This window comes from Acinetobacter sp. Tol 5 (genome assembly GCF_019702905.1).
GTDB classification, from domain to species: Bacteria; Pseudomonadota; Gammaproteobacteria; order Pseudomonadales; family Moraxellaceae; genus Acinetobacter; species Acinetobacter bereziniae.
On the sequence record NZ_AP024708.1, the window covers coordinates 4,670,359 to 4,681,789 of the forward strand.

The 11,431-nt window shown below is 38.2% G+C and carries 13 protein-coding genes; 5 read left to right on the forward strand and 8 right to left on the reverse strand.

The window, feature by feature from the left end:
• Window positions 1-72 precede the first annotated feature (72 nt).
• The 3 genes from guaD to TOL5_RS21675 all read left to right on the forward strand — a co-directional run bounded on the left by guaD (window position 73) and on the right by TOL5_RS21675 (window position 2,622).
• The gene (gene guaD, locus TOL5_RS21665; RefSeq protein WP_042088895.1) at window positions 73-1,389 is read left to right on the forward strand and encodes a guanine deaminase; all 1,317 of its coding nucleotides are present in this window, start codon (window positions 73-75) and stop codon (window positions 1,387-1,389) included.
• Window positions 1,390-1,641: 252 nt separating this feature from the next.
• Window positions 1,642-2,169: a hypoxanthine phosphoribosyltransferase gene (hpt, locus tag TOL5_RS21670; RefSeq protein WP_005034840.1), complete on the forward strand. Its 528-nt coding sequence runs from the start codon at window positions 1,642-1,644 to the stop codon at window positions 2,167-2,169.
• A gap of 201 nt (window positions 2,170-2,370) precedes the next feature.
• Complete coding sequence (locus TOL5_RS21675; RefSeq protein WP_004824000.1) at window positions 2,371-2,622, forward strand: GlsB/YeaQ/YmgE family stress response membrane protein; 252 nt, start codon at window positions 2,371-2,373, stop codon at window positions 2,620-2,622.
• 66 nt (window positions 2,623-2,688) lie between these two features.
• Here TOL5_RS21675 and TOL5_RS21680 read toward each other — a convergent pair whose 3' ends face one another.
• The gene (locus TOL5_RS21680; RefSeq protein WP_004823998.1) at window positions 2,689-3,390 is read right to left on the reverse strand and encodes a DsbC family protein; all 702 of its coding nucleotides are present in this window, start codon (window positions 3,388-3,390) and stop codon (window positions 2,689-2,691) included.
• 138 nt (window positions 3,391-3,528) lie between these two features.
• On the reverse strand, window positions 3,529-4,524 hold the full coding sequence (gene dmeF / locus TOL5_RS21685) for a CDF family Co(II)/Ni(II) efflux transporter DmeF (protein WP_221260632.1): 996 nt from the start codon (window positions 4,522-4,524) through the stop codon (window positions 3,529-3,531).
• Window positions 4,525-4,611: 87 nt separating this feature from the next.
• On the opposite strand from dmeF, the gene TOL5_RS21690 reads away from it, so the two are divergent.
• Together TOL5_RS21690 and TOL5_RS21695 are read left to right on the forward strand one after the other, a co-directional pair.
• A complete protein-coding gene (locus tag TOL5_RS21690) occupies window positions 4,612-4,878 on the forward strand; it encodes a metal/formaldehyde-sensitive transcriptional repressor (protein ID WP_004823994.1) in 267 nt (88 codons plus the stop codon).
• A 163-nt stretch (window positions 4,879-5,041) separates the two neighbouring features.
• Window positions 5,042-6,229 (forward strand): MFS transporter, encoded by a 1,188-nt coding sequence (locus TOL5_RS21695; protein ID WP_121774977.1) that lies wholly within the window; start codon window positions 5,042-5,044, stop codon window positions 6,227-6,229.
• A gap of 18 nt (window positions 6,230-6,247) precedes the next feature.
• Here TOL5_RS21695 and TOL5_RS21700 read toward each other — a convergent pair whose 3' ends face one another.
• The 6 genes from TOL5_RS21700 to rpmH all read right to left on the reverse strand — a co-directional run bounded on the left by TOL5_RS21700 (window position 6,248) and on the right by rpmH (window position 10,831).
• Entirely contained in the window at window positions 6,248-6,610 is a 363-nt protein-coding gene (locus tag TOL5_RS21700; RefSeq protein ID WP_042088900.1) for a NirD/YgiW/YdeI family stress tolerance protein, read from the reverse strand.
• A 134-nt stretch (window positions 6,611-6,744) separates the two neighbouring features.
• Window positions 6,745-8,109, reverse strand: coding sequence for a tRNA uridine-5-carboxymethylaminomethyl(34) synthesis GTPase MnmE (gene mnmE, locus TOL5_RS21705; RefSeq protein WP_046759640.1), 1,365 nt, complete (start codon window positions 8,107-8,109; stop codon window positions 6,745-6,747).
• Window positions 8,110-8,198: 89 nt separating this feature from the next.
• Window positions 8,199-9,935 carry a membrane protein insertase YidC gene (yidC, locus tag TOL5_RS21710; RefSeq protein WP_004823987.1) on the reverse strand — a complete coding sequence of 579 codons (1,737 nt, stop codon included), beginning with the start codon at window positions 9,933-9,935 and terminating at the stop codon, window positions 8,199-8,201.
• Between the two features lie 5 nt (window positions 9,936-9,940).
• The gene (gene yidD / locus TOL5_RS21715; protein ID WP_005034824.1) at window positions 9,941-10,261 is read right to left on the reverse strand and encodes a membrane protein insertion efficiency factor YidD; all 321 of its coding nucleotides are present in this window, start codon (window positions 10,259-10,261) and stop codon (window positions 9,941-9,943) included.
• A gap of 9 nt (window positions 10,262-10,270) precedes the next feature.
• Window positions 10,271-10,663, reverse strand: coding sequence for a ribonuclease P protein component (gene rnpA, locus TOL5_RS21720; protein ID WP_004823984.1), 393 nt, complete (start codon window positions 10,661-10,663; stop codon window positions 10,271-10,273).
• Window positions 10,664-10,696: 33 nt separating this feature from the next.
• The gene (gene rpmH, locus TOL5_RS21725; protein WP_000831329.1) at window positions 10,697-10,831 is read right to left on the reverse strand and encodes a 50S ribosomal protein L34; all 135 of its coding nucleotides are present in this window, start codon (window positions 10,829-10,831) and stop codon (window positions 10,697-10,699) included.
• Between the last annotated feature and the right edge of the window lie 600 nt (window positions 10,832-11,431).

The following is an 11,431-nucleotide window of genomic DNA, read 5'->3' on the forward strand; positions in this document are numbered from 1 at the left end:
AAAACTGCTTACAGCAGCTTAAATAAATTTCAGGTACAATCAATCGAAAAAAGGATAAATTGCAGGTTTTACATGTCTTCTGTTGTGCAGAAAACGGCGATTCGCGGACGTTTTCTTGATATTCAAAATACCATTTCCCAAGCCACTCAAATTTTAGATCAAACGCGTTATATTGAAGATGGGTTATTAATTACTGAACAAGGTAAAATTATCTGGTTTGGTGATTGGGAAGCAGGGCAGTCGCAATTAAGTAATGATATGAGCGTTGATCATTATCCTGAACAGTTGATTGTACCTGGTTTTATCGACACTCATATTCATTTCCCACAAACAGAAATGGTGGGTGCCTATGGTGAACAATTATTAGAATGGCTCAATACCTATACCTTTCCAACAGAAATTCAATTTGCAGATAAAAACTACGCAGATAAAATCGCACAGTTTTTTGTTCATGAATTACTAAAAAATGGCACAACAACAGCACTGGTTTTCTGTACAGTACATCCGCAATCTGTGAATGCTTTATTTGAAGCTGCAGAACGTCATCAAATGCGCTTAATTGCGGGTAAGGTGATGATGGATCGTCATGCACCAGAAGAGCTGACCGATACTGCTGAAAGTGCTTATATCGACTCAAAAGCACTGATTGAAAAATGGCATGGCAAAGGTCGTAATCTTTATGCCATTACGCCACGCTTTGCACCAACCTCTACACCAGAACAGTTGGCAAAAGCAGGGCAATTAAAAGCAGAATATCCTGATGTTTATGTCCATACGCATTTAAGTGAAAATAAAAACGAAATTGCTTGGGTCAAAGAATTATTTCCAGAACAACAGGGATATTTAGATGTTTATCATCATTATGGGTTAACAGGGGAGCGTTCTGTTTTCGCCCATTGTGTTCATTTAGAAGAACACGAATGGGATTGTATGCATGCAACTGATTCTGCGATCGCATTCTGTCCAACCTCCAACTTATTCTTGGGCAGTGGTTTATTTCCATTAAAAAAATCTTGGGAAAAACAAGTCAAAGTTGGTCTTGGAACTGATATTGGCGCAGGCACCGCATTTTGCCACTTACAAACACTTAACGAAGCCTACAAAGTTCAGCAACTACAAGGCGATAAACTTTCAGCCATGGAATCGCTTTATCATGCAACGCTTGGTGGTGCTAAAGCGCTGCATTTAGATGATCGATTGGGCAATTTCAATGTAGGCAAAGAAGCAGACTTTGTCGTGCTGAATTTAAAAGCAACCGCATTACAACAACTGCGTCAAGAGCGAGCAAAAAATATTGAAGATGCATTATTTGCCTTATTCACCATGGGGGATGACCGCAATATTCAAGCCACCTATATTTATGGACAAAAAGCCTATGCACAAGTCTGAAAAAAATCCTAAATCATCACCCTCCAAGAAAAAACTTCTTTTGATAGGGGGTGTTTTTATCATATGTGCGCTGTTGTTAAAACAAGATGCGCACTAGACATTTAGCTTCAAATTTCGGCATTTACATTTTCAAATCGTAAAAAGGATGCATCTGAACCTGATATGTTTTAAAATTATGCCATCTTTTAGGGTGTTGCTAGTCAACACCTTTTTTAATTTTAGAATTTGATGTTTAAGTTTTAGGTATTTCCCATGACTGTTGAAATGAAAGTAATGATTTCTGCTGAAGAAATTCATGCAAAAGTTCAAGAACTTGGTAAAAAAATTGATGCGCATTATGCCAGTAGTGATAAAGAATTGGTTTTAATTGGCTTATTGCGTGGTTCAGTGATTTTTATGGCAGATTTATGCCGTGCCATTACTAAAACTCACGAGCTCGATTTTATGACGGTTTCAAGCTATGGTGGCAATACAACATCCTCTCGTGATGTCAGAATCCTAAAAGATCTAGACGGAGAAATTCGCGGAAAAGATATCTTGGTGGTAGAAGATATTATTGATTCAGGCAATACCTTGAGCAAAGTTTTAGAAATATTAAGTACCCGTCAACCGAATTCAATTGAACTGTGTACTTTAGTCAGCAAACCTTCTCGCCGTGAAATCGACTTAGACGTGAAATTTCTAGGCTTTGAAGTAGAAGATAAGTTCATTGTGGGTTATGGCTTAGATTATGATCAAAAATATCGCCATATTCCATTTATTGGAGAAATTGGTCTATAAGATCATCTTCCGTAAACCCATTTTACCTAAACTGATTTAAGCGACCACGGTCGCTTTTTTTATGGCCTCCCCCAGTAACCGTCGAACAAAAATGCAACAACTTGTAGCAAATCCAACCTTTTACTTCCTATAAAAATATTTGAATATTAAATTAATTCGATGCAGTAACTCACGACAAAATAAAGAAAAAGGAGAAAGATTATGATGTCATTGATTAGTGCAATTGTGATTGGTTTTATTGCAGGTCTTATTGCTCGAGCAATCCATCCAGGTGATGATAAAGCAGGTTTTATTGTAACCACAGCGCTGGGGATCGTAGGTTCATTGGTTGCAACCTATGGTGGTCAATTATTAGGACTTTACCCTAAAGGTGCATCTGCCGGTTTTATTGCCTCTGTGGTGGGTGCAATTATTGTGTTATTTATTTACAACATGATTGCCAAACGAAGTTAAAATTTTGCATTTAGAAAAGCACCCATTCACGGTGCTTTTTTTCTAAGTGCTTATGAAATTATCGTTTTATAATCCAAATTTGTTCCATAACTTCTCAATTTCTTCAGCAGGGTAGGCACCCATTGCTTTATAGCCATTTGAGAAAATAATTGCTGGTGTACCGTGTAGCGCTAATTTTTTACCTAATTCTAAATTACGCTCAATCGGTGTTGGACAATTTGCTGGTGCAGTGGGTTTTACCCCATTTTGAATCAAATTTTTCCATGCATATTCACGATTTGCCGAACACCATACTTGCTTTGCAGGCAAAATAGATTGTGCTTTGATCGGATAGATAAAAGTATAAATCGTCACATCATTGAGTTTAGCTAGATTCCCTTCAAGCGTTTTGCAATATGGGCAATTTGGGTCAGAAAAGATGGCTAGCTGGCGTTTTCCATTCCCCCTGACTGTTTTTACTGCATCATTGAAAGGAAGACTTTTAAAATCAACCGTATTTTTTTCAACAACGAGATCTTTGGTTAAATTATGTTGATCTTTTAAACGAATCATAGAACCAACAAATATATGTTGAGCATCTTCATTGATATACACGATTTGATTATCTAACGTACCACTATACAGACCTTGCATTTCAGTCGTCTGTAAATGCTCAATTTTGACATTGGGATAGTTTTTGCTGAGTTTTGCTTTCACAGTTTCAATACTGGCAAAACTACTCCCACAAAAAGCAAAACTTAAACTCAACGCAATGATGTGCTTTAACATAAATCAAAAATTCAGAATATATTGTCAGTTATTAAAACACAGTTGCCTTGTGAGCTTGTTTGAAAACTGTGATTAAACCAACTTGAGTAAAATATGCTCGACTCAAATCCAGAGTTATAATAAAGGAATAAATTTAAATTATGGTGATGAAGTTTCACGTGGAACCCAGTCAAAAATCGCAGTTTGATTAATTTCAACGGAAATATGAACCAATTCGTTGTGGATTGATAAGGCTTTACGAATTTGATCTGCATTTAAATTTTGATCAGTTGTTTCAAGTGCCAAAATGACTGAAAACTTGGCTTTGCCCACCTTCCAGACATGGAGATCAGTTATTTTGGCATTTACTTTAAGACCTGTAATGACTTCACGGATTTCATCCACTACAACATGATCCATTTCAGCATCCAGTAAAGTTTTGCCTGTTTCTTTAATAAGACCAAATGACCAACGTCCAACTAAAATTCCGCCCACAATACCCAAAGTCGCATCCAAAAAATCCCAACCAAAATATTTACCTGCAAATAATGCAATAATTGCCAAAACAGAGGTCAGTGCATCTGCTACTACATGAAGAAAAGCCGCTTTTTGATTTAAATCATGTCCATGATGTTCATCATGATCATGTGAATGATGGTGATGGTGATGGTGATGGTGATGGTGATGGTGATGGTGATGGTGATGGTCATCATGCAGTAACCATGCACAGATTAAATTGACCAATAAACCTAAAATAGCAATTAGAATCGCTTCATTATAATGAATCTGAACAGGATGAAATAAACGTTCAATCGATTGAAAAGCCATAAATAAAGCGACAACCATCAGTAAAATTGCACTGCTATAACCTGCTAAAATCTCTATTTTCCATGTACCAAAACTAAAACGAAAATCCTGCGCATAATAGCGCGCGGCTCGATAAGCAGCATAAGCCAAACCGAGCGCCAACATATGTGAACTCATATGCCAACCATCAGCAAGCAATGCCATCGAATTAAAAATCCAGCCTCCCAGAATTTCAAACAGCATCATCAAACCTGTCAAAATGGTTGCCCATAAAATTTTCTTTTGTGCCAATGGATTACCTTCATCAAACTGATGAGTGTGTTCACGTTGTATAGTTTTAAATTGCATGTGGGCATGATCCTATATACTCCCCATGAGTATATTATTTTATTTTTAAATATACTATAAGGGAGTATATTTTTAGCGGATCATTTTATGAGTCATGTCCATCAAGATAAAAAAGTCCTTAACCGTGTCAAACGTTTAAAAGGACAGCTGAATGCCATTGAAGAGGCATTGAACGATCAAAGTACTTCATGTATTTCGGTTCTCCAACAAGTCGCAGCAGTGAAAGGAGCCGTCAATGGTTTAATGAATGAATTAATTGAGCAACATCTCACTGAACATGTGATTCAAGACCCTGAAGCTGTTGATGCAAATGAGTTACAAGAATTTTTAAAATTGCTTAAACGTTATTCATAAAATAAGCTCAATACAGGTGATTAGATAAAGTCTTAAAGTTTTAATTGACCCCCTACTGATTAAGTTCTAAGCTTTTCGGTATATACGATTTCTTCGTTGCCGATCTTAATACTTATCTTCGGCATTTATCCGCAAGATTATTTGCACTTTAAGTCCTAGATCTATGAATCAGCAATCATGGCGTCCATTTCTCATGGTCAGTCTTGCCTTATGTATTGGCACCATCGGTACTGCACTTGCGAGTCCGTTATATCCAATCTATCAACAGCTTTGGCACCTGCTCCCGAGCCAAATCACTTATATCTTTGTTGCATATATGTTTGGTTGTTTAACTACATTGCTGTTTTTAGGGCGTATGAGCAATAGCTTTGGCTTTATTCGTACCTTACAGATCGGCTTATTCTTCGCTATTATTGGTCTGAGCCTCTCAGTTTTTGCCTCGAATCGTTATTATCTGGGTTTAGGTCGTTTCATTATCGGAATCGCATCTGGCTTAATCAGCACCTCGGCAATGCTAGGATTAATCTATACTATCCCAGATTCACACAAACAAAGTGCAGCACAATTAAGTTCAATTATTACCGTGATTGGTTTTGGGTTGGGACCTTTTATTGGTGGTGCAATTGCTCAATTTTCAGATTACCCCCTAATCACACCTTATTTACCTGTCATTGTCGCAGCGCTGCTGAGTTTATTCAGTTTATTTCGCATTAAAACCGTTCAATTTGAAAAACAATCTTTTTCCATTGCACCTCATTTACAATTACCAGAAACACAATTTAAAGGCTTATTTTATATCACCAGTTTTAGTGCGTTTTGTGCTTTCGGATCATTCAGTTTATTTGCATCTTTAGCGCCCTCATTTATACGTGATGTTATTCCGTGGCATGGTCCTTTGGTCAGTGGTGCAACCATTGCCAGTATTTTAATGGTTTCCGCGATTGCTCAATTCGCTGCCAAATCAATGAATATGCACAGAGCACTAAATATAGGACTGATTTTATTAATCAGTAGTTATTTGATTTTGTCTGTCTGTATGCTGATGCATTGGAGTTTTTTATTCTTTATCAGTGTGATTTTGGTTGGCATGGGACATGGGCTCAGTTTATTGAGTGCTTTTGCATTGATTCATCAAATGACCCAAATCGAAAATCGTGCCGCTGTGGTTTCAACATATTTGTTTATTGCTTATTTTGGTACGATTGTGCCAATTATTTCCGCAGGATACTTATCCGATCATTTTGGTTTAATGATCGGTGTTTTAGGCTTTTGTGCAGGAGTCGGCACATTATGCTGTTACTTATTGATTCAGCATTTAAAAAACAAATACCGCTTAAAAATAGGCGCTTAGCACCTATTTTTAAATCAGTTATGGAACAATATCTATTTTAACCACTTCAATATCTGTTGGTTTGTAGCGATGCGTGTCGACTTCACCCACGATTTTTACTTTGGTGCCAGGGTTTAATTTTTTTAAATCAATCAGATCATCATCCACTTCGATTCCAATGGTTCCTGTACTGTCTTTTAATTCATAATGTTCATGCTTAATTTGACGCACAATCGAACCGGTTAAAGTTACCGCAGTTTCGTCACTGGCACGTAATGCTTGTTCAATGGTGATATTATTTTTCGCTGCTTCTTGAATAATCACATGATCTGCCTTACCCGCCCAGACATTTGAAGTGATCACGAATACTGCGAGGGAAAGCAATAAAGGAGACTTTTTCATAATACACCCTTTTGAATATGTTATTGATCTTACAGTAAACAATTCAAACTCAGATGTAAAATCAGCTTACAAAAGCACAACTTTTCATCAAAAAAGCTGACACTTGGTCAGCGTTCATGTTCACTATTTTAAGCTTATTTACCAATACAGAACGATCCAAAGATAACTCCCAAGAGATCATCAGCACTAAAATCACCTGTGATTTCACCCAAAGCGTTTTGGGCAAGTCGTAGTGATTCCGCAACCAACTCTCCTGCATGATAAACCACAAGTTGCTCATGTGCCTCTGCCAAATAGCGCTGTGTGCGCTTCATTGCGTCTAAATGGCGTGTTCGTGCAATAAAGGTATCTTCCTCAGGCTGAAAGCCTGCATGCGCTGTAATCGCATCTATGAGTACTTGCACGCCCACATCCTGTTTGGCTGAAACGGTGATATGGCGAAAACCTTGCAAATCATTTAATTCAGCAGATTGATCAGTGAGATCACACTTATTTCCAATCAGTATTAAACGCTTGTAATCTAAGTGGTTTTCAAAGTAATTTTGTGCAAGTTCTAAAGGATTTTCACCTTGGCTCAAGTCATAAACCAAGAGCAATAAATCGGCTTGCTCAATCTCTTTAATTGCACGACGAATGCCTTCTTTCTCGACCACATCGCCTGTTTCACGTAAACCTGCAGTGTCGGTTAAAGTGATCGGTAAGCCATTTAAACTAATTTTCTCATGCAACACATCACGTGTAGTTCCAGCAATATCCGTCACAATAGCACGATCATTTCCCGCTAAGGCATTAAGTAATGAAGATTTACCTGCATTAGGTTTCCCAGCAATCACCACTTGCAGACCTTCACGTAGTAATTGACCTTGACGAGCCGATTGTTGTACCGCAGCAACCGAAGTTTGAACCTCTTCTAACAAACTCAGTATTTTCCCATCCGCCAAAAAGTCAATTTCTTCCTCTGGAAAATCAATCGCAGCTTCAACATGCAAGCGTAGATGGATCAGTTTCTCCAACACGGTATTTACTTTATTGGAAAATACACCTTGTAGGGAACGTACCGCAGAACGTGCTGCAGCTTGTGAGGTTGCATCAATCAAGTCAGCAATCGCTTCAGCTTGTACCAAATCCATTTTGCCATTTTCAAAGGCACGCATGGAAAACTCACCAGCTTTGGCTGCAGTGGCACCAAGCTCCAATAAACGTGTCAGTAGCGCATTTTGAATCACTGGTCCGCCATGTCCCTGTAACTCAACCACATCTTCACCCGTAAAGGAATTTGGATTGGGAAAACAAATGGCTAAGCCTTCATCTAAGACTTCACCTTGATCGTCAAAAAATTGACGAAAACCAGCAAAACGTGCTTTGGGAAGATCTTTTTGTGTCAAAGCTTGCGCAATACTGTAAGCCTTTGGTCCAGAAAGACGAATCACACCTACACCACCACGTCCTGGTGGCGTCGCAATTGCGGCAATTGTGGTTTGGTTTACAGTGTTCGTCATCTAAATTTACTCAAACTTTGACAATAAAAAATCCGCCTAAGATTACCATCTTAAGCGGATTTTTTCAGCTATTGCTTAATCGTTAAAGATTAAACAACTTCATTTTCAACTTTGGCTTTTGCAACATTTTTATTGATAAACCACTGTTGCAGAATCGTGATCGAGTTGTTCACAATCCAGTATAAAACCAAGCCAGCAGGGAAGAACAGCATAAATACTGTAAACATGATTGGCATGATTTTGAAAACTTTCGCCTGCATAGGGTCAGTCGGTTGTGGATTCAATGATTGTTGAACAAACATCGTAACACCCATGATCAATGGAAGGATAAACCAAGGATCCATTGCAGACAAATCTTGAATCCACAGCATCCACGGTGCATGGCGAAGTTCTACAGACTCCATCAATACCCAATACAATGCTAAGAATATTGGCATTTGTAAAAGTAATGGTAAACAACCCGCCAATGGATTGACTTGTTCGCGTTTGTAAAGTGCCATCATTTCTTGAGAGAAACGCATACGGTCTTCACCAAACTCTTCTTTCATGCGTTGCATTTCTGGTGCAATCACACGCATTTTCGCCATAGAACGATAGCTCTTAGACGACAACGGCCAAAGAATAAGTTTAACCAATACAGTCAATAGAATGATTGACCAACCCCAGTTACCCACAAGGTTATGGAAGAACTGTAAACCTGCAAATAATAATTTGGCAATTGGCCATAACCAACCATAGTCTACAGTTTGGTTTAAACCTACCGCTAAATCTTTCAATTCAGACTGGATTTTTGGACCAGAGTAGAAAGTTGCATCAATGCTCATCGCTTTACCTGCTGGAACATTAATGGTTGGTGAAGTAAATCCAATGATGTTCATACCATCAGCAGATTTACGTGATTCCAATTTTGCCGTGTATTGCTGACCACCAAAGTGACCTGGCATCCAAGCACTTACGAAATAATGCTGAACGATCGCAACCCAGCCACCTTTTGCTTCAGTGTTGAGTTTTTCATCGGTAAAATTCGCAAATTTTAGCTTGTTATAATGCTCATCTGGTGTACCCCAAGCGCCACCCAAATAGGTTCCAAGTGTGAAAATACCTTGAGAGGTTTTTCCTGGATCATCTGAGTTATCACGCTTAATTTGACCAAACATTTGTCCTTGCCAATTTTGCGTACTACGGTTTACAACCTGATAGCTGACATCAATTGGGTATTGACCTTGTTTGAAACTAAACGTTTTGATGATTTCAACACCATCCGCTGTTTTAAATACCATCGGAACAGTTAAGACTTGAGAAGATTTACCTTCTTTGTCTTGTGCGGTTTTAGCATCAGCAAGGGTATAAGCACTTTTTTCAAACGCATAGCTTGGACGATCTGGTTTACTGTCTGGACCGTTCAATCCAATTAAACCAGATTGCGCAACATAGGTACGTTTTGCATCACTTTCAAGCATAACAAAAGGCTGATCACTGTCTTTGCTCTTGTCATGATTCAGTAATTCAATACGAACAATATCACCACCTTTTGGACTAATCCAAAGATGATAAAGATCAGTTTGTACTGAAATCAATTGTTGATTTGCTGTGGCTGGCGCAGCTGTATTTTGTTGTGCAGCAGCTATATTTGCTTGTGGAACATCGCTAGAAGCCGCAGTTGCTTGACCTTTTGGCAAATCGGCAGAGACATCATGCGCGACAACAGCCTGCGGAGTCGCAGCTTTTGTTGCATCATGACCATAGTCTTTTTGCCAAGCCAAAATGAGCAAATATGCGGTGACTAACATGGCCCCAAGGATTGCAAACCTGGCCCATTGTTGCATATCTATTACCCCAAGTGGTTAGAGTGATTTTGGTTCAATAAACGTTCACGCAAGGGTACAGGAACATGAAGCGTTTGAGAATCTATTTGCTGAAACGAAATAAAACGAATTGTTTTTTTTGGCACGGGATCATAACCATACCCGCCCCAAGGATGACAACGGCACACGCGTTTTGCAGCTAACCAGCTACCTTTCATTGCGCCGTGCGTATGGATTGCTTCTAACGAATATTGAGAACAAGTCGGAATATAACGACAACGAGGTCCAATGAGAGGACTAATCGCAATTTGATAGAAACGAATCAACCAATGCAATAAACGAATCATTGGTTTCCTCTATTTTTGAGGGGAAGATTGAGCTATTTTATGGTGCTTTTTAACGATGCGTTGCAATTTTAACCAAGCAAATTGTAACTGCTGAAAAAGTTCAGCATTGGGTACGGCTTCTATGCCGACTTTAGGCATCACCACAATATCCAACAGATCAATATTTTGCTGGTTTAAGCGAAAACTTTCACGCGTTAAACGTTTTATTCGATTTCTTTCGTGCGCACGGCGCACTTTTTTCTTAGCAACAACAATACCCAAACGGCTTTTAGGCTGTTCGGTCACTTTTGCTAAGAATATAAAATGGGGTTGATGCACTTTAAAAAGCGCACCATCAAATACACCTTTGTAATCTGCAGCGCAGTGGATTCTCACCGCTGGGCTGAAACTATAAAGAGACATAACACCCAAGTCGTGTATTAACTGTTTAACGAATTAAACAGTTAAGCTGTGACGACCTTTTGCACGACGGCGAGCTAATACTTGACGACCAGCCTTAGTAGCCATACGAGCACGGAAACCATGAACGCGCTTACGCTTTAATTCAGATGGTTGGAATGTACGTTTCATATCGAAACTCCAAAATTGATCTTTCTAAAGGTTCGCGATTGTATTGTGCATTCTTTATGCTGTCAATGAATATACACATATCTCTTCTATATTCGATCATATTTGTTGCATTTTTACCCACATGAAATTTTAACTGTCTTTTGAGCTATAAAAACAACAAAAAAAGTATTCACAACATAACTTATTATTTTATAGTATAAATAAGAGTTACCAACATATATATCCTCAAAGTTATCCATAACCTCATCTAGATTTAAATTCGTTTCCATGCTTTTAAATTTAAAAACCTGCTAATTTTGAATTTAAATTCATAACTTGGAGGTTATCCACAAAAAACTCGGTTCTTATAAATAAATTCAAATTTAAAATTTAAATTTATTATTGTTAGTGTCGGTTATTTCTGTGGAAAACAGTTTTTTTACATTAAATAATAAAGATTTAAGCTGTGGGTATCTGTGTTTTTATTAATTTGATGGATTGTGGATAAGTTTATGTGGTAATTTATCCACAGCATGTGGAAAACCTTATCCACAAGTGCTTTGAATTTAAATTTATTTACAGAAAGTTGCTTTTTTGAGCGAATTTACTTTAATTGTTCAT

What these genes read in the sequence shown, in the direction of transcription:
- guaD (WP_042088895.1), top strand. Translation starts at nt 73, where the DNA reads ATGTCTTCTGTTGTGCAGAAAACGGCGATTCGCGGACGTTTTCTTGAT.
- hpt (WP_005034840.1), top strand. Translation starts at nt 1,642, where the DNA reads ATGACTGTTGAAATGAAAGTAATGATTTCTGCTGAAGAAATTCATGCA.
- TOL5_RS21675 (WP_004824000.1), top strand. Translation starts at nt 2,371, where the DNA reads ATGATGTCATTGATTAGTGCAATTGTGATTGGTTTTATTGCAGGTCTT.
- TOL5_RS21680 (WP_004823998.1), bottom strand. Translation starts at nt 3,390, where the DNA reads ATGTTAAAGCACATCATTGCGTTGAGTTTAAGTTTTGCTTTTTGTGGG.
- dmeF (WP_221260632.1), bottom strand. Translation starts at nt 4,524, where the DNA reads ATGCAATTTAAAACTATACAACGTGAACACACTCATCAGTTTGATGAA.
- TOL5_RS21690 (WP_004823994.1), top strand. Translation starts at nt 4,612, where the DNA reads ATGAGTCATGTCCATCAAGATAAAAAAGTCCTTAACCGTGTCAAACGT.
- TOL5_RS21695 (WP_121774977.1), top strand. Translation starts at nt 5,042, where the DNA reads ATGAATCAGCAATCATGGCGTCCATTTCTCATGGTCAGTCTTGCCTTA.
- TOL5_RS21700 (WP_042088900.1), bottom strand. Translation starts at nt 6,610, where the DNA reads ATGAAAAAGTCTCCTTTATTGCTTTCCCTCGCAGTATTCGTGATCACT.
- mnmE (WP_046759640.1), bottom strand. Translation starts at nt 8,109, where the DNA reads ATGACGAACACTGTAAACCAAACCACAATTGCCGCAATTGCGACGCCA.
- yidC (WP_004823987.1), bottom strand. Translation starts at nt 9,935, where the DNA reads ATGCAACAATGGGCCAGGTTTGCAATCCTTGGGGCCATGTTAGTCACC.
- yidD (WP_005034824.1), bottom strand. Translation starts at nt 10,261, where the DNA reads ATGATTCGTTTATTGCATTGGTTGATTCGTTTCTATCAAATTGCGATT.
- rnpA (WP_004823984.1), bottom strand. Translation starts at nt 10,663, where the DNA reads ATGTCTCTTTATAGTTTCAGCCCAGCGGTGAGAATCCACTGCGCTGCA.
- rpmH (WP_000831329.1), bottom strand. Translation starts at nt 10,831, where the DNA reads ATGAAACGTACATTCCAACCATCTGAATTAAAGCGTAAGCGCGTTCAT.